The sequence below is a fragment of the Acinetobacter sp. IRS14 genome (assembly GCF_034650275.1).
In the GTDB taxonomy this organism is placed as follows: domain Bacteria; phylum Pseudomonadota; class Gammaproteobacteria; order Pseudomonadales; family Moraxellaceae; genus Acinetobacter; species Acinetobacter oleivorans.
The window spans coordinates 1-26,241 of sequence record NZ_JAOVFN010000006.1 but is presented as its reverse complement, the minus strand read 5'-3'; the positions used below and the strand labels follow the sequence as shown (position 1 = coordinate 26,241).

Annotated in this window: 21 protein-coding genes; 10 read left to right on the top strand and 11 right to left on the bottom strand. The window is 40.7% G+C overall.

Annotated elements, in window-relative coordinates; genetic code table 11:
• Positions 1–55: 55 nt before the first annotated feature.
• Positions 56–859 (top strand): 2,5-didehydrogluconate reductase DkgB, encoded by an 804-nt coding sequence (gene dkgB, locus ODQ17_RS07685; RefSeq protein ID WP_005300363.1) that lies wholly within the window; start codon positions 56–58, stop codon positions 857–859.
• 4 nt (positions 860–863) lie between these two features.
• Positions 864–2,054 (top strand): MFS transporter, encoded by a 1,191-nt coding sequence (locus ODQ17_RS07680; RefSeq protein ID WP_013196525.1) that lies wholly within the window; start codon positions 864–866, stop codon positions 2,052–2,054.
• Positions 2,055–2,095: 41 nt separating this feature from the next.
• Here the strand turns inward: ODQ17_RS07680 and ODQ17_RS07675 are convergent, their stop codons facing one another.
• Complete coding sequence (locus ODQ17_RS07675; protein WP_151827000.1) at positions 2,096–2,749, bottom strand: START domain-containing protein; 654 nt, start codon at positions 2,747–2,749, stop codon at positions 2,096–2,098.
• Between the two features lie 50 nt (positions 2,750–2,799).
• Complete coding sequence (gene dapB, locus ODQ17_RS07670) at positions 2,800–3,621, bottom strand: 4-hydroxy-tetrahydrodipicolinate reductase (protein ID WP_322902767.1); 822 nt, start codon at positions 3,619–3,621, stop codon at positions 2,800–2,802.
• Between the two features lie 183 nt (positions 3,622–3,804).
• On the opposite strand from dapB, the gene ODQ17_RS07665 reads away from it, so the two are divergent.
• Positions 3,805–4,164, top strand: a complete 360-nt coding sequence (locus ODQ17_RS07665) for a hypothetical protein (RefSeq protein WP_322902766.1) — start codon at positions 3,805–3,807, stop codon at positions 4,162–4,164.
• A 114-nt stretch (positions 4,165–4,278) separates the two neighbouring features.
• Here ODQ17_RS07665 and dnaJ read toward each other — a convergent pair whose 3' ends face one another.
• The 4 genes from dnaJ to ODQ17_RS07645 all read right to left on the bottom strand — a co-directional run bounded on the left by dnaJ (position 4,279) and on the right by ODQ17_RS07645 (position 10,240).
• Positions 4,279–5,391 carry a molecular chaperone DnaJ gene (gene dnaJ, locus ODQ17_RS07660; protein ID WP_322902765.1) on the bottom strand — a complete coding sequence of 371 codons (1,113 nt, stop codon included), beginning with the start codon at positions 5,389–5,391 and terminating at the stop codon, positions 4,279–4,281.
• Between the two features lie 103 nt (positions 5,392–5,494).
• Positions 5,495–5,872 carry a hypothetical protein gene (locus tag ODQ17_RS07655; protein ID WP_004790237.1) on the bottom strand — a complete coding sequence of 126 codons (378 nt, stop codon included), beginning with the start codon at positions 5,870–5,872 and terminating at the stop codon, positions 5,495–5,497.
• Between the two features lie 139 nt (positions 5,873–6,011).
• Complete coding sequence (locus ODQ17_RS07650) at positions 6,012–9,137, bottom strand: efflux RND transporter permease subunit (RefSeq protein WP_322902764.1); 3,126 nt, start codon at positions 9,135–9,137, stop codon at positions 6,012–6,014.
• Positions 9,134–10,240 (bottom strand): efflux RND transporter periplasmic adaptor subunit, encoded by a 1,107-nt coding sequence (locus tag ODQ17_RS07645; protein ID WP_005300346.1) that lies wholly within the window; start codon positions 10,238–10,240, stop codon positions 9,134–9,136. Before ODQ17_RS07645 ends, ODQ17_RS07650 begins: the two co-directional genes overlap by 4 nt.
• 149 nt (positions 10,241–10,389) lie before the next feature.
• Here ODQ17_RS07645 and ODQ17_RS07640 point away from each other — a divergent pair, with 149 nt between their 5' ends.
• From ODQ17_RS07640 to ODQ17_RS07625, 4 genes are all read left to right on the top strand, one after another.
• Positions 10,390–11,013: a TetR/AcrR family transcriptional regulator gene (locus tag ODQ17_RS07640; protein WP_322902763.1), complete on the top strand. Its 624-nt coding sequence runs from the start codon at positions 10,390–10,392 to the stop codon at positions 11,011–11,013.
• A 170-nt stretch (positions 11,014–11,183) separates the two neighbouring features.
• Positions 11,184–13,868, top strand: a complete 2,685-nt coding sequence (ppc, locus tag ODQ17_RS07635) for a phosphoenolpyruvate carboxylase (protein ID WP_049837589.1) — start codon at positions 11,184–11,186, stop codon at positions 13,866–13,868.
• Between the two features lie 297 nt (positions 13,869–14,165).
• Positions 14,166–15,461: a solute carrier family 23 protein gene (locus ODQ17_RS07630; RefSeq protein WP_004790247.1), complete on the top strand. Its 1,296-nt coding sequence runs from the start codon at positions 14,166–14,168 to the stop codon at positions 15,459–15,461.
• A gap of 79 nt (positions 15,462–15,540) precedes the next feature.
• Positions 15,541–16,443 carry a LysR family transcriptional regulator gene (locus ODQ17_RS07625; RefSeq protein WP_322902762.1) on the top strand — a complete coding sequence of 301 codons (903 nt, stop codon included), beginning with the start codon at positions 15,541–15,543 and terminating at the stop codon, positions 16,441–16,443.
• Here the strand turns inward: ODQ17_RS07625 and ODQ17_RS07620 are convergent.
• The 3 genes from ODQ17_RS07620 to ilvD form a co-directional block, all read right to left on the bottom strand.
• Positions 16,440–17,171: a sulfite exporter TauE/SafE family protein gene (locus ODQ17_RS07620; RefSeq protein ID WP_005300336.1), complete on the bottom strand. Its 732-nt coding sequence runs from the start codon at positions 17,169–17,171 to the stop codon at positions 16,440–16,442. The two genes, ODQ17_RS07625 and ODQ17_RS07620, sit on opposite strands and share 4 nt — an antisense overlap.
• 79 nt (positions 17,172–17,250) lie before the next feature.
• The gene (locus ODQ17_RS07615; protein WP_151822902.1) at positions 17,251–18,540 is read right to left on the bottom strand and encodes a hypothetical protein; all 1,290 of its coding nucleotides are present in this window, start codon (positions 18,538–18,540) and stop codon (positions 17,251–17,253) included.
• 279 nt (positions 18,541–18,819) lie between these two features.
• A complete protein-coding gene (ilvD, locus tag ODQ17_RS07610) occupies positions 18,820–20,649 on the bottom strand; it encodes a dihydroxy-acid dehydratase (protein WP_034590616.1) in 1,830 nt (609 codons plus the stop codon).
• A gap of 348 nt (positions 20,650–20,997) precedes the next feature.
• Here ilvD and fmt point away from each other — a divergent pair, with 348 nt between their 5' ends.
• Both fmt and rsmB read left to right on the top strand, forming a co-directional pair.
• Entirely contained in the window at positions 20,998–21,960 is a 963-nt protein-coding gene (gene fmt, locus ODQ17_RS07605; protein WP_322902761.1) for a methionyl-tRNA formyltransferase, read from the top strand.
• Positions 21,957–23,261 carry a 16S rRNA (cytosine(967)-C(5))-methyltransferase RsmB gene (gene rsmB / locus ODQ17_RS07600; protein ID WP_322902760.1) on the top strand — a complete coding sequence of 435 codons (1,305 nt, stop codon included), beginning with the start codon at positions 21,957–21,959 and terminating at the stop codon, positions 23,259–23,261. The genes fmt and rsmB overlap by 4 nt, the downstream gene beginning before the upstream one ends.
• Before the next feature lie 36 nt (positions 23,262–23,297).
• Here the strand turns inward: rsmB and ODQ17_RS07595 are convergent, their stop codons facing one another.
• Positions 23,298–23,441, bottom strand: coding sequence for a methionine/alanine import family NSS transporter small subunit (locus tag ODQ17_RS07595; protein WP_004790262.1), 144 nt, complete (start codon positions 23,439–23,441; stop codon positions 23,298–23,300).
• Positions 23,442–23,453: 12 nt separating this feature from the next.
• Positions 23,454–24,932 carry a sodium-dependent transporter gene (locus ODQ17_RS07590; protein ID WP_005300319.1) on the bottom strand — a complete coding sequence of 493 codons (1,479 nt, stop codon included), beginning with the start codon at positions 24,930–24,932 and terminating at the stop codon, positions 23,454–23,456.
• A gap of 641 nt (positions 24,933–25,573) precedes the next feature.
• Between ODQ17_RS07590 and ODQ17_RS07585 the strand changes: the two genes are divergently transcribed.
• On the top strand, positions 25,574–26,241 hold a 668-nt coding region (locus ODQ17_RS07585; RefSeq protein WP_322902938.1), incomplete at its 3' end, for a TIGR04219 family outer membrane beta-barrel protein.

Below are 26,241 nucleotides of genomic sequence, written 5' to 3'. Positions count from 1 at the left end.
AAAAAAAGCAAAATGCACATCAAGTTAAATGATTATTCAAATTTAGGTAAAACACATGAATATTCCACGTTTTGGTCTAGGTACTTTCCGTCTTAAAGAACAAGCAGTCATTGATTCTGTGAAAACTGCTTTAGACGTAGGTTACCGTGTAATTGATACTGCTCAAATTTATGACAATGAAGCAGCTATTGGTCAAGCCATTGCCGAAAGCGGTGTATCACGTCAGGACTTATTTCTAACCACAAAAATCTGGGTAGATAATTTTGCTCAAGATAAGTTCATTCCAAGCTTAAAAGAAAGCTTAGAAAAGCTTCGTACTGACCATGTCGATTTAACTTTGATTCATTGGCCAGCACCAGATTTAGGCGTTTCGATTCCTGAAATCATGAAGCTTTTACTTGAAGCAAAAGAACAAGGTCTTACTAAACAAATTGGTATTTCAAACTTCAATATTGAGCTTACCCAACAAGCGATTGACACAATTGGTGCTGAAAATATTGCAACTAATCAGATTGAGTTAAGCCCTTATCTTCAAAACCATAAACTTGTAAATTTCTTACAAGAGAAGAATATTGATGTCACTTCATATATGACGCTTGCGTACGGTAAAGTGCTTCAAGACCCTGTTTTAACTGAAATTGCAGCAGCTCATAAAGCAACGACAGCACAAATTGCACTTGCATGGGCATTGCAACGTGGTTTTGCAGTCATTCCATCTTCGACTAAACGTGAAAACCTGATTAGCAACTTAAAAGCACAGGATATCGAGTTAACTTCAGCTGAAATGCAAATGATTGCCGAACTTGATCGTAACAGTCGTGAAGTTAGCCCAGAGCCATGGGCACCAGTTTGGGACTAAACTCATGAACACTCAATCAAATACGGCGTTCTCGTTATTGGCATTGGCAATTGGTGCCTTTGCCATTGGCACCACGGAATTCTCACCAATGGGGCTGTTGCCGAATATCGCTAATGATTTAGGGATTTCAATTCCAACAGCCGGAATGTTAATTACGGGCTATGCGCTTGGCGTCATGCTAGGTGCCCCGTTCATGACCCTGTGGTTTGGTGGTTTTGCACGACGTAATGCGCTTATCTTTCTGATGGCGATCTTTACGGTAGGTAACCTGATAGCAGCGTTTTCACCAAGCTATATGAGCTTATTAGGTGCGCGTCTCATCACAAGCCTTAACCATGGTGCTTTCTTCGGGATCGGTTCAGTTGTAGCAGCAAGCATTGTGCCCGCACATAAACAGGCCAGTGCTGTAGCAACCATGTTTATGGGCTTAACCATTGCCAATATTGGTGGTGTACCGTTGGCAACATGGGTTGGGCAAAACATTGGCTGGCGTATGTCCTTCCTTGCGATTTCATTGCTTGGTGTGATTACTATGCTCGCTTTATGGAAAGCATTACCACAAGGTATGGTTGCCCAAAAACCGAATGTGAAAGCTGAGTTGAAAGTGTTAACGCGCACTCCTGTAATACTTGCTCTACTTACCACCGTGCTTGGTGCAGGTGCAATGTTTACGCTCTATACCTACATCGCGCCAAGTTTGACTGAGTTTACACATGCTTCTCCGACTTTCATTACGTTTATGCTCATGTTGATTGGTGTCGGTTTCTCGGTTGGTAACCATTTAGGCGGTCGCTTTGCAGATTTGTCTATTAACAAAACTCTGATTGGTTTCTTGGTTCTGTTAATTGTAATGATGGTGACTTTCCCAATCCTTGCACAAAGCCAGATTGGAGCAGCCATTGCATTAGTAATCTGGGGTGCTGCAACTTTTGCTTTAGTTCCACCATTACAAATGCGTGTAATGTCTGTCGCTCACGAAGCACCAGGCCTTGCCTCTTCAGTAAATATCGGTGCCTTTAACTTAGGTAACGCAGTTGGAGCAGCAGCAGGTGCTTTAGTACTCGATTTAGGTTGGGGTTATAGCGCAGTATCATTTGCTGGTGCATTGCTAGCAGGGTTAGGTTTGTTATTGGTTTTATTCCAAATCAAACGCGAGAATAGTCCCGCCCAAGCATTACAGCAGTGTTCAGATTAATAAAAAAAGCGCCTGATCTCAGGCGCTTTTTTTTAAGCTATTTATTTTAAAATATCTGGTAATTTCGGTTGTTCATAAATCGGGTTAGTCACTTCCCGCTTCATTTTCAGCAACATCTGATAAGGTTGCTGTTGAACAAACATATTTACGAAGCTCAGCGGAATCGCACCAGCCGGATCAGCATAACCACTTGTGGTTACTTTAACTTTGTTATTTGCAAGTTTCTGGAAGGTCCAATCCCCTTCATAGCGTGTTAAACGCACGACATCAGGTTGTATCGGATAATTACTATTAATCGCCGTATTCTTAATGGTAATGAGGCCATTGGCTGCTTTACTCATTTTTCCTTTCACAACCACATCGCGATCTTTTAGAGGAAAAGGAAAATCTAACAGCATATAGAGTGTGAATTCACCTTTTTTCTCATCTTGAGACAACATCTGAACCTTGCCCATATAAGGCACCCACTGATCGGCACGATTTACATCTAAAATCACAGCAACAGCGCGTTCAAGTGGCACATCAAAAGTCGTTTCAGCCTTATATTGAAAGACTGGATTATCAGTCTTTTGATAGGTCCAGACTTTAATATTATTACGGTCTAAGCTGAGTTTAGCTTTTTCCGTTGAAGCAGCCCCCGTCCAGAGGCTGCTTAAGCAAAGAAGAGTGGTCAAGGCAATTTGTTTTTTATTCATGTTCTGCTCTATCTTGTTTTTCTCGCTACACATGGAATACGGACAGGGTTTTAAACCTGTACGTCGTTCAATCCTAAAACATCTTTCATGTCATATTTACGCGCTTCACGGCCCACAACCCATGCAGCAGCTCGCACTGCACCAGAAGCAAAGTTCATACGATTCGTTGCTTTATGAGTCACTTCAACGCGCTCACCTTCACCAATGAACATCACAGTGTGTTCACCAACGATATCCCCACCACGAATGGTTTCAAAACCAATCGTTTGACGGTCACGCGGACCTGTGTGCCCTTCACGCCCATAAACAGCAACTTCTTTTAAGTTACGTCCTAAAGTATCTGCAATCGCTTCACCCATCATGAGTGCTGTACCTGATGGCGCATCTACTTTATGACGGTGGTGAGCTTCAATCACTTCAATATCTACTGTATCGCCAAATACTTTTGCTGCAAGCTCAAGTAACTTGATTGATACATTTACGCCCACTGAATAGTTCGCAGCGTAAACTACAGGTGTATGAGTGGCAACTTCGTCTAACTCAGCTTTTTGCTCATCTGACATACCTGTTGTACCAATAACCATGGCAACCCCAGCTTCACGACAAAGCTTTAAATGCTGAGCAGTTGCAACTGGTGCAGTAAAATCAATGATTACATCGCAGTCTTTAAGAACTTCTGCCAAGTTTCCTGAAACCTTCACACCCACTGAACCAATACCAGCAAGCTCACCAGCGTCAGTGCCCACCAAACTACTTTCCGGACGCTCTACCGCAGCAGCTAATTGATAGCCTGCCTGTTGAACTGCTTGAATAAGCGTACGGCCCATACGACCGCCTGCACCTAAAATACCAATGCGTGGAGCTGCTGACATAATCCTTCCCAATCTTCTGTTTTACGTAATTTGTCTACTATATCAAAACTCTTTGCTCACGATAAAAAGTAAAAATTATTTTTTGAGATGAACTGAAATTTAATCTGTTTTCACAAAAGTTAAAGAATTGATCTGCACACTACGGACCACGAATGAAAAAAAGATGACTATAAGGAGTTCAGCATGCATTCGAGAATTATTGGCTTTACAGTGATGATGGGGATTATGAGTTCAGTGGCATTTGCAGAGCCTGCAATCCAGCCAGGAGACACATTAGAAAGCTTATCTAAAGCACGTATTACAACTAACGTAAGTACTCAAACAGCAACACCTACAGCTCAAACTGTAGCAACTGATGCCAACACTAACGTTAAAGTTGAAGATATTGACCCGATTATTGGCGAAACAACAGCAGAGGCGCCAAAAGTAGCTGTACAGGCAGACGCAGTAGCCGCAACAGTAATCGAAAATGCTCCTACTCTTGCTTCTAGCGAACCGACCGTAAGTGTTAATGATATTGATGTTGCTCATCCTACAGAGTAAGCAGACGTAATTTTCTTTTAAGCAGAATAAAAATAATAAGATGAATCAGCGCAATAAAAAGGCGGATATTTTATCAATATCCGCCTTCTTTTTAATTTCTTATCTAATCAAGCATTAATCGAACAAACGATCAAAGAATGATTTTTTCTTCGGTGAAGAAGCACTGTCTTCGCCATCAAAAGAAGCTTGCAACTCTTTAAGTAATTCACGTTGACGAGAATTTAAGTTGACCGGTGTTTCTACCACAATACGGCAGAGTAAATCACCCACCATGCTGCTACGTACTGGACGAACGCCCTTACCACGTAAACGGAATAATTTACCTGTTTGAGTTCCCTCAGGAATCTTCAAACTAACGCGACCTTCCAAAGTTGGAATTTCAATTTCTTTACCAAGTGCAGCATCAGCAATGCTCACTGGTACGTCCATATAAAGATCGGCACCATCGCGTTGGAAAATTTCGTGTTCACGAACAACGACTTCAACGTACAAATCACCTGATTGGCCATCACGAATTGCTTCGCCTTTGCCACTCAAACGAACGCGGTCACCATTATCTACACCCGCTGGAATTGTAACTTCCAACGTTTGCTGGCGATCAGCTACACCTGAACCATGACATGCCTGACAAGGGTTTTTAATAATTTTACCTTGGCCACGACAAGTACCACATGTTTGTTGTACAGAGAAGAAACCTTGCTGCATACGTACTTGTCCTGAACCATGACAAGTTTTACAGGTTTCAACATCTTTTGGATTTTTTGAACCTTTACCATCACACACATCACAAGGTGCTGGAGCAGTAAAGGTAATGGTTTTTTTCACCCCTTTTACAGCTTCTTCAAGGGTAAGTTCCATTACATAGCGTAGATCTGATCCGCGACGTTGACGCTGTTGACGTCCACCGCCACCGAATGCACCACCGAAGATATCACCGAACTGGCTGAAAATGTCTTCGGCACTAAATCCACCAAAGCCACTACCACCGCCGCCAAAGCCGCCTTCGAACGCATTATGACCCATGCGATCGTACATGCTACGCTTTTCGCTGTCCGATAAAACTTCATAAGCTTCAGCAGCTTCTTTAAATTTCTCTTCAGCTTCGGCATTGTCAGGGTTTCTATCAGGATGATATTTCATCGCCAATTTACGGTAGGCTTTTTTGATCTCATCATCACTTGCGGTTTTTGAAACGCCTAAAACCTCATAATAATCACGTTTAGCCATTTTTGGCGGTGCTCCTCACGGAATTTTATCAATACTCTATTGCCGACTAAATGGGGGGCTTTAGCCGAATTTACAAGGGTAAAATGTTTAAAAAATAGATATATTAAAAAACTGCCTTATTTTTTAAATATTTAGACAAGCCTTTTAACCATGCATTTAATAGAAATAACCACGCAATAGCGCTAAATACCACACCCGCAACCGTAGAGGCGGTTACCCAGAGGTTACTGTCCCATGCAAAGAAGAAGAGCGGAATAAACCAGACCACAGCAAAAATTGCCATACAAAGAAATAGAATCCCGTTTCGCATAATCCATAGTGCATGCGCATGAATCCAAACTTCTGCATTATCTACAACCGCCACTTTACGAGCGACCAAATAAGCAAAGGCCGCAAAAATAACCGTAAACAATGCAAGAAACATGAACGCATAAGAAATTACTATATAACGGCGATGCTGTTCGATATGGTCTTGCCCCATCTGTATTTCACCTCAATTCACTGCACTTAGCCTATTTTTTATGCAGCGAAATAATCCTGTATTTTTTGTGTAAAGACAGGTGCTACTATATTGGAGTTTTCAATATTTCGCACCTTTATTCACAAAAAATTTATGTATTTTATGCGGTTTTTTTCACCTTAAACCACGCTGCGTAGAGCGCAGGTAAGAAAAATAATGTCAGTAAGGTGGCAACAATCAAGCCGCCCATGATCGCAACTGCCATTGGACCAAAGAAAATACTTCGTGAAAGTGGAATCATGGCCAAAACTGCGGCTAATGCAGTCAAAATAATCGGGCGGAATCGACGCACTGTCGCCTCAATAATCGCCTCCCATGTTGGATGCCCTGCTTGCCTGTCTTGTTCAATTTGATCAATCAAAATAAGCGAATTACGCATGATCATGCCAGAGAGCGCAATTGTGCCCAACATGGCCACAAAACCAAATGGTTTGTTAAATAGAAGTAAGAATAAAACCACACCAATTAAACCAAGCGGAGCTGTTAATAACACAATGGTCGCGCGTGATAAGCTTTTGAGCTGAATCATCAGTAATGTCATGACCACAGCCAAGAACAGTGGCATACCCGCATTAACGGAATTTTGCCCACGTGCAGACTCTTCTACAGTTCCACCAACTTCAACCAGATAACCACTTGGTAATTCAGCACGCAACTTATCCATTGATTCAGCTAACTCACCAACCACTGTAGCTGGTTGTAATTGAGTGCGGATATCTGCGCGAACAGTAATGGTCGGTAAGCGGTTACGATGCCAAATTAAACCATCTTCAAACTTATACTCAATTTTAGCGATTTGAGCTAAAGGCACAGTCGTTCCGTTGTTCGTTGGTACAGCTAAACTTGCTAGGGAAGCCACTTCAACTCGTTCGCTCTGATCGCCGCGTAAACGGATTTCGATGAGTTCACGCTTTTCACGATATTGCTCAATCGCACTACCTGTAATTGATGCATTAATGAAATTCGCTAAATCGACACTAGAGACACCCATTTGTCGAGCACGATCTTGGTCAATTTGAATTGAAATAATCTTACTCGGCTCACCCCAATCTAAATGCACATTGGTGGTATTCGAGTTTTCGCTAATCAGTTTAGCGACTTTCTGTGCTTCTTGACGGACCAGATTTTGATCTTCACCCGACACACGATATTGCAATGGATAGCCAACAGGAGGACCATTTTCCAGTAATGACACGCGAGTACGAACTTGCGGAAGTAATTGCTTAATTTGTTTGTCTAACGAGCGTCGAATTTCATCACGATCATCCAGTGATGATGCAAGTACAACAAACTGTGCAAAGCTGGCTTGCGGTAATTGCTGGTCTAACGGTAAATAAAAACGTGGTGAACCTGTACCGACATAAGCCACATAGTTATCAATACCTTTTTGTTTAGACAGGAATTTTTCAACCTTTTTCACAGCTTGTTCTGTCGCTGTTAAAGAAGCGCCTTCTTCAAGTTTTAAATCGACTAAAATCTCAGCACGGTTTGAAGGTGGGAAAAACTGCTGAGGCACTATCTTAAACATCAGCACAGATAGCACAAAAACACCCACCGTCGTCGCAATTACGGTTTTACGGTAAGTCACACAAAACTCGACCATCTTTCTAAAACGTAAATAGAAATTAGATTGGTAAGGATCGTAGTGATGGTCCTGTGAAATGGCTACAGTTTGTGGTTGCGGTTTTTTGGTTAATCTCGCCCACAAACGGACATACCAAGGCGCTTGATGACCTGTTTTAGTAAAATCGGGTAATAGCTTTTCGCCTAAATAAGGTACGAATAAAACTGCTGCAACCCAAGAGACTAATAAGGCAATCGTCACCACCTGAAAGATAGAGCGAGTGTATTCACCTGTACCAGACTGAGCCGTAGCGATCGGTAAGAAACCAGCCGCAGTAATCAGTGTTCCAGTAAGCATCGGAAATGCAGTGGTTTTCCATGCAAATCCGGCGGCTTTAATTCGGCTATAACCCTGCTCCATCTTAATTGCCATCATCTCGACGGCAATAATGGCATCATCGACTAACAGACCTAGCGCCAGAATCAAGGCACCCAGTGAAATCTTATGCAGTCCGACATCGAATAGATTCATCCCCGCAAAAGTCATTGCTAAAACTAAAGGAATAGAAAAAGCGACAACCAATCCTGTACGGAAACCTAAAGAGAAAAAACTCACTAACAAGACAATAATAACTGCTTCAGCGAGTACCTTTATAAACTCATGAATACTGCGCTGTACCGCTACAGGTTGGTCAGAAACTTTTTGGAGCTTCATGCCTAAAGGTAAAGTTTTTTGCAGCTGGGCAAATTCTGTGTCGAGATTTTTACCTAAGGCAATAATGTCGCCGCCCTTACGCATTGATAAAGCAATACCAATGCCATTTTCACCCATGAAACGCATACGTGGCTGAGCAGGTTGACTAAAACCACGGTAGACGTCAGCGACATCTCCGAGCTGAATGGTTTTATCACCTACCAGTAAAGGCATTTTCTTAATTTCATCAATGTTTTGTAAATGACCACTTACTCGAATCTGGATGCGATCTGTGCCTGTTTCAAAAAAACCTGCACTTGCCATACTGTTTTGCTTTTGTAAGGCCTCTTGAATCGCTGTAACTGGAATACCAAGCTGTACCGCTTTGGTGTTAGAAATCTCAATCCAGATTTTTTGATCTTGCAGACCAATGAGTTCGACCTTACTGACATCCTTGACGCGTTGCAGCTGTAATTGCAAACGATCTGCATATTCCTTAAGAAGTGCATAGTCAAAGTCTTTGCCTGTCAGTACATAAATATTGCCGTAAGTGTCTCCAAATTCGTCATTGAAAAATGGACCTTGTACACCGTTTGGTAGTTCATGGCGTATATCATTTACCTTCTTACGAACGTTGTACCAAACATCAGGAATCTTGTCAGAAGTCAGTGAATCCTTCGCTACAAAAGTGACCAATGACTCACCCGGACGGGAGTAAGCCATGATCTTGTCATACTGCCCTGTTGTCATGAGTTCCTTTTCGATACGGTCCGTAACTAAAGTAGAAACTTCTTTGGCAGTCGCCCCAGGCCAGTAGGTCTGCACCACCATGACCTTGAAGGTAAATGGTGGATCTTCACTTTGTGATAATTTTGAATAAGAGATTGCACCGATAATGCCAAGCAACAGCATAAAATAAAGGACAATACCTTTATTATTTAATGCCCATTCCGAGAGATTGAATTTCATGGCTGGGTTGCTCCCTGAATTTTCACCCCACGGTTTTCACGATCAATCGGATGAATCTTCTGTTTATCACGTAGCAAATGTACGCCGCCAATCACAACCCAATCATTTGGAGCCAATCCAGATAACACAGGTACACTATCTTTGCCATATGCACCAATCGTTACAGGTACTTTACGCAAAGTCTGGTTCGCATTAACCACCCACACATAAGGTTGATTATCTGTTGCTGAAACACTCGAAAGTGGCACACTCATCACATTGGTTTGAGTCGAACTAAAAAATACGCGTGCACTTTGTCCAAGCTGAATAGCAGATTGACCTTCTTTGAGTGCAACTTTCACTGTAAATGTACGGGACTGATCCGCTGCTGGGGAAACTTCACGCACATAACCAGCAAATCGATCATTCGGTTTAGACCATAACGTCACCCAAGCTGCTTGCCCAACCTTGATCTCGGAAACCGCTTGTTCTGGCACACCAATGACAACTTCACGCTCTCCATCAATCGCCAGTTGATAAGCCGCTTGACCCGCAGCAACCACTTGTCCAATCTCGATGTTTCGCGCAGTAATCACCCCATTTTTATTAGAAACGAGTTGGTTATAACCAGTTTGGTTTGCAGAAACTTCATAATTAGAACGAGCTTGCTGTAGAGCCGCTTGCGCAGCGTCATATTGATTTTTTACCGTATCGAATTGCGAACGACTCACCGCATTAATCGGCAATAATTGCTGAAAACGTTTAAGTTCGTCTGCTGCTGTTTTTGCTGAAGCCTGTGCATTGTCCAGTTGGGCTTTAGCGGCATTTAATTGTAGCTGAGCATCTGCTACGTCAAGCTTTGCTAAAACTTGTCCGACTTTAACTCGATCACCTACATCCACGTAACGTGCCGTAACCTGTCCACCGACCCGAAATGCTAAAGCTGTTTGCTGTCTAGCCTGCACATCCCCTGCATAGCTTTTTTGTTCATTGAGAGTAGTTAAGGGTTGGGCCACCATCACATAGGGTATTTCTTCTGTTTTGGGAGCTTCTTTACTACACCCCATTAATGTGACCGTACAAACAATCACCATACTCATGATGAGAGGTTTTAACAGATTCATATCTTATCGCTCTTATTCAAACTGATTTTTTAAGGCACAATATGCTTGCATCATAAATTGTTTATTTTTTAATTAATATACCCATGGGTACATTAATTAAAGAAAAACTTATAAATTGCTATCTTTTTAAATTTTTATCAGAGGATTTTGTGCAAACAGTTAATCAAAGTGGTCGCCCTAAAGATCTGGAAAAACGTGCTCGTATCTTACAAGCCGCAAAAGCTATTTTTTTAAAATCTGGCTATCACGGTACCAGCATGAACCAGATCGCACAGGAAGCAAGTGTCACTAAACTCACGGTTTATAATCACTTTCAAGACAAAGCAAACCTGTTTATCTGTGCAATTACGCAAACCTGTGAAGAGACGCTAAATCCTAAACAATTTGAATTAGATGCATCGGTAGACTTTTATCAAGCACTCTTTATTGTGTGTTCACGCGCTTTACAGATTATCTATTCACCTGAAGCATTAAAGCTGGAACATGTATTATTTGAACTCGCAGCAGAACAAAGCCCTTTAGCTGAACAGTTTTTTGATGCATCACATACACGACTTCAAAATCAGTTAGCCGCATTCTTCCAAAAAGCAGCTGAATTAGGGTTTATCCAAGCCGATGATCCAATTTATCAAACAGAGCTTCTTTTAACTTTGTTGCTTGGTGTACGTCACCATAAGGTTCTACTTAGAATTATTGCCGTACCAAACGCAGAAGAGCTAGAACACATTATTAGAGATGCAATTCATTTATTTTTGCTCAAATATCGGAATTAAACCAAAGTCCGATTGCCAAAAGTCGCACTGAGTGCATGTCTACTTTTAAGACGCCATAAGCGAATTAAATGTTATTTTTTAAGCAAAAATTCACATTTTCTTACGCTCAAAGCTTGGAATGTTTGTTAATCGCGCTATATTCGATAAGAATAAGAACAGGAGAAAATAGCATGGTTCAGCAAATCGATGCGCCACTGCGTGAGGATGTCCGTTTACTTGGCAATTTGTTAGGTGAAACCCTAAAACAACATGCAGGACAAGAACTGTTTAATCAGATCGAGCAAATCCGTGCTCTTGCAAAAGGTGCACGTGATGGTCAAGCTGAAGCCGAAAAGCAATTAGAACAATTATTTTTAGAATTGCCCGATGAAGAGCTATTGCCTCTTACCCGCGCTTTTTCTCATTTTTTAAATTTTGCCAATATTGCCGAGCAATACCATGTGGTTCGTAGTCGCAGACAGGCAGAATTTGATTCGGAGGCTAATTCTCCAAATCCACTTGTTCACCTATTTCAAAAATTTAAAGATAAAAGTATTTCGACAGAAAAACTGTTCCAGCAAATTTGTGATCTCAATATTGAGTTAGTACTTACGGCGCACCCAACTGAAGTGAGTCGTCGTACCCTGATTCAGAAATATGACGATATTAACGCATGTCTCTCACAGCTTGATCAGCAAAAACTTACTCCGCGTGAACGACAAAATGCACTTGCCAACTTAAAGCAACAAATCAGTTCGGCATGGCAAACAGATGAAATTCGCCAGCACCGCCCGACCCCTGTTGATGAAGCAAAATGGGGCTTTGCAACCATTGAACAAACACTTTGGAATGCTGTACCTAAATTTATTCGTGAATTAAATGAGTTGGTTCAAGATAATTGCCAACAAAACTTACCCCTTAACATTGCGCCAGTGCGCTTTGCTTCTTGGATGGGTGGAGACCGTGATGGCAACCCAAATGTTACTCACCAAATCACTCAAGAAGTACTGTGGTTATCACGCTGGCAAGCTGCCGACCTTTACCTAAGAGATATCGAAAACTTACGTTGGGAACTTTCAATCCAAACCTGTTCTGAAGAAATGATTCAGGCTATTGGTAACCAACATGCAGAGCCTTATCGTGAATATTTACGTGCTACACGCGAACGCTTAAAAGCGACTCGCCACTGGTTAGCACAGCGCTTACAAGGCTTAGAAGCAGACGACAGCAATGTCATTAAAAGCAAAGATGAGCTTTTACAACCCCTATTGCTTTGTTATCGCTCTTTAATCGACAGTAACTTACCTGAAATTGCGAATGGTCAACTCCTCGACTTTATTTATCGTGTGAACTGTTTTGGTATTGAACTACTTAAACTCGACATTCGCCAAGAATCAGGTCGTCATCGCCAAGCGATTTCAGCAATTACCGAATATTTAGGTTTAGGTAATTTTGAATCGTGGACTGAACAAGCACGCCAAAACTTCCTGATTCAGGAATTACAGAGCAAGCGCCCGCTTTTACCGAAATATATTAATGAACCTGAAGGCAGTTTGATTGGACACCCAGATGTCCAAGAAGTATTTGCAACCATGCGTACTTTGGCAGACCAACCACCTGAATCTTTAGGTGCCTATATTATTTCGATGGCTGAATATCCAAGTGATGTTTTAGCGGTGTTGTTATTGCAAAAAGAAGCAGGTATTCAGCACCCTTTACGTGTAGTTCCTCTATTTGAAACTTTAAAAGATTTAGATGGCGCTGCAACAACCATGAATACGCTGTTCAATATGCATTGGTATAAACAGCACATTCAGGGTAAACACGAAGTGATGATCGGTTACTCCGACTCTGCAAAAGATGCTGGTTTCATGTCAGCTAACTGGGCGCAATATCGTGCTCAAGAAGAGCTAACTGCAATTGCTCAAAAACACGGCGTACAGTTGACGCTGTTCCACGGCCGTGGTGGCTCAATTAGTCGTGGCGGTGCTCCAACACAGCAGGCACTATTTTCACAACCCCCGGGTTCGATCTCTGGTGCAATCCGTGTCACAGAACAAGGTGAAATGATTCGCTTCAAGTTCGGTTTAGAAGGGATTGCCATGCAAAACCTTGAAATCTATACCGCTGCCACTCTCGAAGCGACCTTATTACCGCCACCAGAACCTAAAGCCGAGTGGCGTGAAATCATGAACCGTATGACAGATCACTCCGTTAAGGTTTATCGCCAGACAGTGCGTGAAAATCCACATTTTGTGAAGTATTTACGGACCGTTACGCCTGAACTCGAATTACAAATGTTGCCATTAGGCTCACGTCCAGCAAAACGTAAAGTGAGTGGAGGTATTGAGTCTTTACGTGCGATTCCATGGGTATTTGCATGGACTCAAATCCGTTTGATGCTACCTGCATGGCTAGGTACTGGTGCAGCAATTAATGAAGTGATTGCCGATCAGCAAAAAGCAACGCTTGATGAAATGCTCCAGCAATGGCCTTATTTCCAGACGCTTATTGATATGTTGGAAATGGTATTGTCTAAATCTGATGCCAACATTGCACTCTATTACGAGTCTCATTTGACTGAAGATGAAGATTTAAAAGTGCTCGGCAATCAATTACGTCAGCGCCTAAAAGATGCTGTTGAAACACTCCTTAAATTGAAAGATGAATCAAAGCTTCTTAGCAATAACGAAGTTCTTGATCAATCAATGCAAGTTCGTAAACCGTACTTACTTCCTTTGCATCTTTTGCAGGCTGAACTCATGAAACGCCGCCGTGATTATCTTGCTGAGCGTCAGGCAGAGAACACACCTGTTGACCATGCACTTATGGTGAGTATTGCGGGTATTGCTGCTGGCTTACGTAATACGGGCTAAGCTAATTTTACCAATTGTTTAACAAGGCAGTGCATCTTGATGTGCTGCTTTTTACTTGCAAAATTCTCTATTTTTCTTAAATTTTCCTCGATTTTCTATTTTTTTGAATATTTTTTTAAAATCAAAAAAATAGGCTTTATGAGAAAAAAATAACTAATTCCTTATATTTAGAATTCATAAAATTATACCAATCGTTAAAAAACAATTACTTTTCACTAACATACTTCTCTCTAGAGATTAAATGCACTCTCAAGAAAGAGTATCATGGCACCAATTAAAGAATAATGAGCTTATTTTATGTCCAATTGGTTTCCAAAATGGCAGCCTTACCAAGGTGATATTGACCACCGACCGGTCTCTACCAACGAATATCTCCCCCCTGTTCAGAGTGCTATTTTAGGTATTCAACATGCGTTTGCCATGTTTGGAGCAACGGTTTTAGCACCATTACTCATGGGCTTTAATCCTAACCTTGCCATTTTAATGTCTGGTATCTGTACCATCCTGTTCTTTTTAATTACGGGTGGCCGTGTTCCGAGTTACTTAGGCTCAAGTTTTGCATTTATTGGTGTGGTTGCAGCAGCAACGGGACATATTACAGGTTCGGGTGCCAATCCAAACCTTTCGATGGCTTTAGGCGGAATCGTAGCATGTGGTGTGTTTTATGCCATTATCGGTTTTATTGTGATGCTTACGGGTACACGCTGGATTGAAAAACTCATGCCGCCTGTGGTGACTGGCGCCATTGTGATGATTATTGGTCTAAACCTCGCACCCGTTACCATTAAAGGTGTTGCAGGCCAACCATTTGAAATGTGGATGGCTTTAATTACCGTACTTTGTATGGGTAGTATTGCAGTCTTTACTCGCGGCTTATTGCAACGTTTACTTCTATTGGTCGGTTTAATTCTGGCGTATGCAATTTATGCTATCACCACCAATGGGCTAGGTTTTGGTAAACCAATCGATTTTAGCCAAATCTCACAGGCTGCATGGTTCGGTATCCCAAGCTTTTCACATCCTACTTTTGATACCAAAGCAATGCTGATTATTGCGCCAGTTGCGCTTATTTTAGTAGCAGAAAACTTAGGCCATATTAAAGCTGTTGGTGCAATGACTGGTGAAAACCTGACGCCGCAATTAGGCAAAGCATTCGTTGCAGATGGTTTGGCAACCACTCTTTCTGGTAGTGTGGGTGCTCCAGGTATGACCACTTACGGCGAAAATATTGGAGTCATGGCAGTCACTCGTGTGTACTCAACCATTGTTTTTGTGATTGCAGGTGTCTTTGCTATTTTCTTGGGGTTATCTCCAAAATTTGGCGCGGTAATTAGTACGATTCCAAGTGCTGTCTTAACAGGTGCATCTATTGTTGTGTTTGGTTTGATTACCATTGCAGGTGCAAAAATCTGGATCGAAAACAAAGTTGATTTTTCTAACAATAAAAACCTGATTGTTGCTTCTGTGACGATTATTTTAGGTGCCGGAAATTTTGAATTAATGTTTGGTAATTTCAATTTAGGGGGCATTGGTACAGCAACATTTGCGGCCATTATTCTAAATTGGTTGTTTAGTTTAAAAGATAAAACCTAAATTCAAAAAGGCAGCGTAAGCTGCCTTTTTTCATTACGATTTAGTATGATGAATTTTTGCATTTCAATACGTTCCTATCATGCGTTTTGATTTTTTTGATTTACAGTTGGTTCTTCATATCGTCTCGACTGGTAGCCTAACTAAAGGTGCTGATCGCTCTGCTATTTCACTTCAAGCAGCGAGCGAGCGTATAAAAAAACTCGAACAGTATTTTGAGACACCCTTATTTGTTCGCCAAACCACTGGGGTAGAACTCACCACAGCTGGACATGCTTTTGTAGAGCATGCTCGTCAGCTTTTAGCACAAAAAGATCAACTCGAACAAGAAATGCAGCGGTTTAGGCACCCTACCACAGAGGCATTAACGCTTTGGTGTAACTCTTCTGCTCAAAGTGAATATTTGCCTACATTATTACCGCAATATTTAGTGCTTCATCCTGAAATGAATATCGATTTGCATGAGGCAGAAAGCTCAGAAATTGTAGATGCATTAACCCAAGGAATTGCGAGTCTCGGTCTAGTCTCAAGCTTTTTCGATACCCGACATTTGCAAACTAAGGAATTTGCGAGTGATCCGTTAGTTCTGATTTGCCCTACTACTCACAATTTAGCTCAATACCAAGAGCTGAATTTGGTAGATGCTCTAAGCTATGGTTTTATTGGTCTTAAACCCCACCACTCTTTGCAACAGTCTATCGAAACCCAAGCTAAGCTATTAGGCTTTAACATACAATACCGTTTGCGCTTACCTAACTTTAGTGCAATTGCTGAAGTCGTTGCCAAAGGCGTGGGAATTGCGATTATGCCAGCTCGTGCGGCACAGCGTTTGCAATCAGATTATGATTTTCATTCGATCCAACTGCTAGGTGCATGGGCAAATCGTAAACTCCTTTTAGCCACACAAAACTTCAACCAGCTGCCTAGCAGTTACCAACAGTTTGCAGATTTTTTATTGCAGCATCGTCCTGAAAAAACGGCTTAATGTAGAATCATGTAAAGCCCTAATGACACCAACCCTATAAAAAAGATACGACGGAATAACTGCTCATTGAGTCGATAGCGAATTTTTTTACCTAACCACATTCCAACGAGTGCAGCAAATAAAGCCGCAAAAGATAACCGATAGTCCAGTGTTATTCCTGAAATTGGGTTGTGGTGTAAAAAGACGGCAAGACAAATGGTAGACACCGTAAATGTTAGTCCCAAAGCCTGTACCAGCTCGTCACGTTTTAAATGCAAAGACTGCAAATATGGCACGATAGGAATAATAATGACGCCTGTGGCTACGGTGACTGCTCCACCAATATAACCAATGATCGGTGATAGCCAACGTTCATGCTTTCCTAAGTGCGGGAGCTTTTTGACACATAGTCCATAGAGCCCATATAAGGCCAACATACAGCCCAATAAAATCTCACTACTGTGCCCATGACTTTGACTTAAAGTCGGTAGAAAACTCCATATTGAACCGACCACAATGCCTACGAGTAAGGTCCAGAAACGGCGAATAAAAGCCCAGACATGCCCTTCAGCAAAAAGCTGCCAAACATTGGTGACCATTGAAGGAACAATGAGTAAAGAGGCTGCTTGAAAAGGACTCATTGCGATGGTGAGTAAGCCCATCGATACTGCGGGCAACCCTAAACCGATCATGCCTTTAATCATGCCAGCAAAGGCAAACACCATCATAATAATTACTAAAAAAGTCACTGTTTATCTCCGATTCCCTACATGGTTATGCTACGGAAAAAAACAGGTTTTGCCCTATTCTTGTTTTTAGGAGTAGGCCTCAATTAGAAGTTGAGGCCGTTTTGTATTTTTCTTCTAAAACATTACTAAAAATACTTTCAATCATCCAAACGCGGTACAAGCTATTAAATACATAACTTTGCCCATCAATACGCAACTCTAAAACCGGTAAATCAGGCTGATGCTTATCTTTGCAAAAAGCATCATTTTGTGCCAAAACAGCTGGTACATCCTGCTCGGTTAACTGCTCAATTCCCAGCTGATGCTGTAATTCTTGGAAATGCTTTTGGAAAGATAAATCTTTGCCTTTTGTCCAAACGGCCTGCAAGATCGTAAAAATCGTATCGATTTGCTGATTTTCCTGCACACTATAGAAAAGCTTTGCCATTTCAAGCGCACTTTCTTCGGTAGGGCGGCAAAAAGGAGTAAAAGCGACATCTGTTCGTTTAGAAACACGTGTTGCCAAACTCCAATCAAACCAATCTCGGCCTTGGTAGCTTAAAGGGTAAACTTTTAATTGAATATCATAATAATCAGCCAGTTCTTCCTTAATATAAGCAAGCAATAGCCAACTCATTGGATCTTCTAAGGCAATATATAAATCAAGTTCAGGATGAAGTGTCTGAATTTCGGTAAGTGCTTCAGCATCATTAATTAAATGCTCACGCCATTCGATATGATTAATTAAAAAGATCGGATTGCCAGTCAGTAACTTTTGCTGTTTTAGACGACGAGTTAAACGCAATAAATCATCTACTGCATGATATTTACGCCCACCAAATTCAAAGTAAGCTGCCGGTACAGGCTCATCCGTAAAAATACGTTCTGAAAAATGTTGAGGAAGCTGATGTTTAACTGCCATGGCATGTAAAGTACGCAGCTTTCCGTATTGCTGCTGCCAAAGCATGTGAAAAATATCTTCAAGTAAATGTAAGAAATTCTGACCTTGTAATGGGGTTCTTTTTAATATGATGGCGGCTTGTTTTAAAGATTCTTGGCTTGGGATTTCTGGAAATTCATCAAAAGCAAAACGATGTTGTTTGGCTAATATTTTGGCATCATTCAAACAATAATTTTGCCATTCTTCATGCGACATACCATTCGGAGGTTCAGAAGCCGTATGGGAAATAATAATTTTTAAGGGCTTAAGTTCATCACTTAAAATCTCATCAAGCTGAGACAGTTGTTGAACAGCTAAATAGCTATACACATCATCAAGTCGTAAATAAATACTTAAACCATTTTCCGTGGGTAACACCGCTTGACGTGAAGGTTTTTGGTAAAACCAACTCGATCGGATAGGGTCAAACCAACGGCGTAGCAGTGACATGAGAGTAGAGCCTCTAAAAAATAAATCCTAAGCAAGACGAAAAAACTGCTTTGATCGCAGTACAAAGTACCGCAGAACAAAGTTCATGTTATTGCACGTATTCCTGCATCGGTGAAGATTTTATCATCATTTTATGGCAAACCCATAGAATGACTTGCAACACCCTCATCTACAAGCCTATTTTTTCGAACAGATGTAAAAAATGCACCCATCAGCATGATAATAATTCATCGTGCAAATGGATGCATAGTTTCTATTCAATTAATAAAATTGAATATTTTATAGAACGCGTACAGCTCCTTTCGCTGCACTTGTTGTATGCATTGCATAAACTTTTAACGCTTTTGATACCTTACGTTTACGTTCTTCTTTCGGATGCCAGCCTTTCGCTTCTTGAACTGTACGACGGTGCGCCATAGTCGCATCATCAACGTTTAAGTGAATGGTACGGTTCGGAATATCGATTTCGATGGTATCGCCATCTTCAACCAAACCAATCGCACCACCCTCAGCAGCTTCTGGCGAAACGTGACCAATCGAAAGACCTGATGAACCACCAGAGAAACGACCATCTGTCACCAATGCGCAGTCTTTTCCTAAACCTTTCGATTTAAGGTAGCTGGTTGGGTAAAGCATTTCCTGCATACCTGGACCACCACGTGGGCCTTCGTAACGAATCACAACAACATCACCAGCTTTAATATCATGACCCAAGATTGCATCTACAGCAGCATCTTGGCTTTCAAATACACGCGCTGTGCCCGTAAATTTCAAGATCGATTCATCTACACCCGCAGTTTTTACAATACAACCATCAAGCGCGATGTTGCCGTACAGCACTGCTAAACCACCATCTTTCGAGAATGCATGTTCTGCATTACGAATAACACCTTTTTCACGATCGCCATCTAAAGTTGCATAGTAGCGATTTTGAGAGAACGCAACTTGAGTTGGAACCCCACCCGGAGATGAGCGATAGAACTCATATACATCTGCATCTTCAGTACGAATAATATCCCACTTATCTAATGCATCTTTTAAAGTTTTCTCGTGTACAGTCGGTACAGATACATCAAGTAACTTCGCACGGTCAAGCTCACCCAAAATGGCCATAATGCCACCCGCACGGTGTACATCTTCCATGTGAACGTCTTGTTTTGCAGGCGCTACTTTAGACAATACAGGAACTCGACGTGACAACTCGTCAATGTCGTCCATTGTAAAATCAACTTCTGCTTCACTTGCCGCGGCCAATAAATGCAGAACCGTATTGGTTGAACCACCCATTGCAATATCAAGGGTCATCGCATTTTTAAACGCAGCCTTGGTTGCAATTGAACGAGGTAAAATACTTGCATCTTCTTGTTCGTAATAGCGCTTAGCCAATTCAACAATAAGTTGGCCTGCTTTTAAGAATAGTTTTTTGCGATTTGCATGTGTCGCAACAATCGAACCATTACCCGGTAAAGATAGACCTAAAGCTTCGGTTAAACAGTTCATTGAGTTTGCAGTAAACATACCTGAACATGAACCACATGTTGGACATGCTGAACGTTCAAATTCTTCAACTTCTTCATCTGTATAACTTTCATCAGCCGCAACAACCATTGCATCAACAAGGTCAATCGCTTTTTCATTACCACGGAACTTGACCTTACCCGCTTCCATTGGTCCGCCAGACACAAAAACAACTGGAATATTCAGGCGCATCGCAGCCATGAGCATTCCCGGAGTAATTTTGTCACAGTTAGAAATACATACCATTGCATCGGCGCAATGTGCATTCACCATGTATTCAACTGAGTCAGCAATCAAATCACGTGATGGTAATGAATAAAGCATGCCGTCATGCCCCATCGCGATCCCATCATCTACTGCAATCGTATTAAACTCTTTAGCAACACCACCTGCCGCTTGAATTTCTGCTGCGACTAGTTGCCCTAAATCTTTAAGATGTACATGGCCCGGAACAAATTGAGTAAATGAATTGACCACCGCAATAATCGGTTTGCCGAAATCCTCATCTTTCATTCCTGTTGCACGCCATAAGCCACGTGCGCCAGCCATATTTCTTCCGTGTGTCGATGTTTTTGAACGATAGTCAGGCATTAGTGTTTCCAACAAGTTGTGCTTGAGCGGAATTTCTCCCACTCTGGCTGAATGATACTGATATAGCGTTAGATCAGTCGGAATATTGACTCATCATCATAATTTGATCATTCTCCATTCTATAGAAGCAAATAATATTCGGAAAGCCAAGAACAGTAATAGTCAGTCAATATTTAGCAAAACTTACATGAATAATTTTTTATTTTTTCATAACCTTTTTTTATCAATAAAATTTTTTGAATAATTTTTTGTTCACTATTTAAAAATCAAATCTCTCAATAGCCATGAGTTTAGGGCTTCAAACGTTTTTCACGTATACTACCCATAAACTCTTTTTGGATTGCATTTGTGAAAATTATTTTTGCTGGCACCCCCGAATTTGCTGCAACAGCATTGGCGGCATTATTAAAAACTTCCCATGAAATTATCGCCGTTTACACCCAGCCAGATCGTAAAGCAGGCCGTGGACAAAAACTAACGCCATCTCCTGTAAAACAGCTTGCGCTTGAACATGGTATCCCTGTTTATCAACCACTTCACTTTAAAGCATCTACAGAAGAAGGGCTCGCAGCCCAACAAGAACTTGCAACTTTAGGTGCCGATGTGATGGTCGTTGCAGCCTATGGCTTGATTCTTCCACAAGCTGTGCTCGATACACCTAAATATGGCTGTTTAAATATTCACGGTTCACTATTACCACGTTGGCGCGGTGCAGCACCAATTCAGCGTGCAATTGCAACGGGTGATAAAGAAACCGGAATCACAATCATGCAAATGGCTGCTGGTTTAGATACAGGCGATATGATGTATAAAACCTACTGTCCAATCACAGCCGAAGATACATCAGCGACTTTACATGACAAACTCGCAGCTCAAGGTGCGGAAGCAATTTGTGACGTACTTGAGTCAGAAGAAACACTACAAAAATATTTGGCAGAACGCGAAGTCCAAGACGAAAGCCTAACTGTCTATGCACACAAATTGGTGAAATCAGAAGCTCGTATTGACTGGTCAAATGATGCTGTTCAACTTGACCGAAATATTCGTGCGTTCAACCCTTGGCCAGTTGCATTCATTCAGTTAGATGAAAATAGTGCTTTGCGTGTTTGGAACTCAACCACTTCCACTCAAAGCCAAGCAAATGCCCAAGCTGGTGAAATTATCGCGATTGATAAACAAGGCGTACATGTTGCTTGTGGTCAAAACTCTTTTATTTGTCTGACCAGCGTGCAATGGCCGGGTGGTAAAGCAATGAATGCTCAACAAATTGCACAAACTCAAAAACTTCACGTAGGACAAATTCTACCATGAGTCAGGTTTCATCAAATTCGTCACGATTTAACTTACGTGCTCAAGTCGTTCAGACGTTATTAAAAGTCCAGCAAGGGCAATCACTTGCTAGTATTTTAAATACACAGCTGAATCAAGTTGCAGAACGTGATCGCGCACTATTTCATGAACTTGTTCTAGGTACGCTACGCCAATGGTTTGCTCTTAAATCAATTAGCCTACCTTTGCTCAGCAAACCTTTAAATAATGAAACTGTTGAAACCTGTCTGTATGTTGGGCTTTATCAAGTTTTATGCACGCGTATTGCAGCGCATGCCGCTATTTCAGAAACAGTAGATGCGACTAAACAACTTGGATTCCCTGCACTTAGCGGTATTGTTAATGCAATTTTACGCCGAGCTACTCGTGAAACTGATGACTTTCAGCAAGGCTTACAGCAGGCGCATGGTTTACCAAGCTGGCTTTTCAAACGCTTAAAAAAGGATTGGGGTGAACAAACTGAATCTCTCTGCCAATCTTTGAAGCAAGTCGCGCCTTTAACCTTAAGGGTGAACCAGCGTCATATTGGTCGAGATGCTTATTTAGCAAAATTACAGAGTTTAGAAATTCAGGCACGTGCTTGTACTTTGTCTGAGGCAGGTATTGTTCTTGAACAGTCTGTACAAATTACTCAACTACCCGGTTTTGAACAAGGTTGGTTTTCCGTACAAGATGAACACGCTCAGCTTTGTGCAACATTATTGCCAGATTTGAACGATAAAATAGTAGTTGATGCATGTGCTGCCCCAGGTGGTAAAACTGCTCATTTACTTGAAAAATTTAAACCTGCTCAGCTCATTGCGATTGATCAGGACCCAAGTCGTTTAGTGCGTGTAACTGAGAACTTAAATCGCTTAGCACTTGATCAAAGTCAAACAGAAATTTTGGCTGCGGATGCAACCAAGTGGACTCCTGCTCAACCTGTAGATTGTATCGTGCTTGATGCACCTTGCTCCGCTACAGGCGTTATTCGTCGTCATCCTGACATACGCCTATTGCGCCAATCTAGCGACATAGCTCAAACGATTGAACTGCAAAAGCAAATTTTGGAACACATGTGGCAACAACTCAACGTTGGAGGCACATTGCTCTATATTACCTGTTCAGTTTTAAAAGCTGAAAATGAACAGCAGATGATAAATTTCTTTGCAGAACATACTGATGCAAAAGAAATTAAGATTGAAGCGAATTGGGGAATTGAACAAATTCATGGTCGACAATTATTACCACAAGCGCAATCTGGCGACGGATTTTATTATTGTAAAATTCAAAAAATTGCATAAAAAAAGCAGGCTTTAAGCCTGCTTTTTAGACCAGCATCAAAGCGTATGCTGATCTTTTACATCTTCTAAAACGTCATCTAACTCTTCAGGATGTTTCGATAAATGAAGAATGGATAAAGCCAACCCACCCCATAAAAACACCATCGAAATCACCATCATCACGATTGCCGAAGTATTCATTATTTTATCCTCCTAGCGATCTTTCATTTTGCTTAGCACGATTGCAACGACCGCACAGAAAATCACACTGCCCCAGCCGAATACACCTTGTAAGCTCATACTATAAGTATCATAGCCATTTTTGATCAAATTAAAAACAGTCATACAGAGTGTCGTTAACAAGATTAAAGATGTAATAACCGTTAAAGTGAAGTCCCATCCCTTACCCACTTGAATGGTTGAGATACGATTTATATGGTCACTAAGTTCTTTAAGAGCTGAACGTTTAAACCAAGCTACGCTAATAATTGATATTAATGCGCCACCGATAATACCAATGTTATTAATAAAGTGATCAACAATATCAACCAACTTAATTGCATTTACACTTGAGAATAAAATAATTGATACAAGTGCACTACCACCACCAATAATCGTTACAGCTTTTTTACGGCCCCATTTCAACTTATCTTGCATTGCTGCAATCGGCACTTCCAAAATACTGACCATCGAAGAAATACCTGCGACGAAAAGTGAAGAGAAGAATAAAAGACCAAATAAATCAGCCCCCGCGCCTAAGCTTGAAATAATTTTAGGGAATGCGATAAATGCTAATCCAATTCCGCCACTCACGACATCTTTAACATCAGTACCCGCTGCATGTGCCATAAAACCAAGCGCAGCAAAAATACCAATCCCTGCTAAAATCTCAGTTGATGCATTTGCAAAACCAACGATTAAGCCAGAACCAGTTAAATTCGTTTTTGGTTTTAAATAAGATGCATAGGTAACCATGATCCCGAAACCAACAGATAATGAAAAGAAAGTATGACCATAAGCGGCTAACCATACCTTATAGTCCATCATTGCTGACCAGTTTGGCGTAAAGAATGCATTCAAACCTTGAACTGCACCAGGTAAACGCAATGACTGAATCACCAAAATAGTAAATAGAATGAATAATAATGGCATGAAAATTTTATTGGATAATTCCACACCCTTTTTCACCCCACCATAAAGAATGATTAAAGTAAGTGCCCAAATTCCAACAATCGGCCAGAATAAATGACTTACAAACTGTAAATCAAAACCAGTCGCTTTTGAGGTTTGTAAATAGGTATTAAAGAAGAAGCCTTCCGGATCACTTCCCCACATTTGACCAATAGAGAAGTAAACGTAACTACCTGCCCATGTCAAAACGCTCGCATAATACAAACCAATAATGATACAGACACAAACTTGCCACCAACCTAATGTTTCTCCACCTTTAAATAAGGCCCGATATGCTTTTGGAGGTGAACCAGTACTACGATGACCGACCGCATAATCTAAAAATAGTAACGGTAAACCAGCAGTAATGAGTGCCAATAGATAAGGAATAAGAAACGCACCACCACCATTTTCATAAGCAACGTATGGAAAGCGCCAAATATTACCTAAGCCTACAGCCGAACCAACGGCTGCAATAATAAAACCAGATCGTGACGTCCAGTTTTCACGAGAATCTGTCATAAAACACCTAATGTTAAAAGATTGCTTATTTTTACTGCTATTGTTGATTGTTATTCCGCATGCAAAAAAAGAACCAAAGAATACTTTTGTGTTTGATTGAGAATAAAAGGCACCTTGTGAGTATTTTTATTTTCATTTCAAACAAGCAAAAATAGAAAATTCTTCCTTAAAGATTTTTGTCCATTTTTTGCCCCTATATAGCTGAACAATACCTGTTTTTATTTCTTTTTACTGTAATTTCCATCAGAAATTTTACGAATTTTTTAAGTTTTTTTCACAATTGGTTATTTTTCAGCTAATCTTTACGTTTAAATCAAATAGTCAGACAATATTGTTCAATGACATTTTCTTCCAAATCTTAAAAAGATCTATTTAATTACTCGACTTATCCATTAATTTCCTCCTTAATTTCCAATTAAAATTTGATAATACCCATTTTTTATATGACAAAATTTATACTAAAATCTGTAAAGGACTAATGTCATCCAAATGAAAAATTTAAATATTAATTATTTGAAATGACTAATATTTTATCTAGCTTAGAAAAATTATTAACAATATACGCTTAAGACTCATATTTTTTATCAATGCATCTGTAGCAAGATGTCTATATCATGCGCTCAAAGATTTCTTTTATGCGGATGTTCAAAGTGAAAATATTAAAAATATCTTTATTAACGCTCGGGATGGGCTTAAGTGGCTTTGCCCAAGCAGACTTTGTTGGAGTAAAAGGAGATATAGGCTACTGGTTTTATGATGGTAAAGCGAATATGTCGTCTCAATTCCCTGAAGATCAGGATTTAGATCAAAAAGGGAGTGCTCAACTCTCATTAGCAATAGAACACCCAATCCCATTTATTCCAAATGCAAAAATACGTTATGTAAATTTAGATACTCAAACTAAATCAGAAACTCTAGGTCAAGCTAACTATAAAGTTGATTTAGATCATAGCGATTTTATTCTCTATTATGAGTTACTAGACAATATTGTGAGTGTAGATGCTGGACTTGGTGCAACTGTACTAAATGGTGATATTACTGCTTATACTGGTAAGCGCGTGGATATTAATAAAACATATCCTATTGCTTATTTATCTGGTGAAGTCAAACTTCCATTTACAGGCCTAAGTGCTAAAGGTGAAGCAACTTATACAAACTTTGATGATGCACGAATCACAGACGCATTAGCAGAAGTAAAATATAAATTTGCAGATAATCTACTCATTGATCTTGGTTTAACAGCAGGATATCGCGTACTTAATATTGATTTAGATGACTACGATAATAATGATCTTAAGTTTGAATTTAA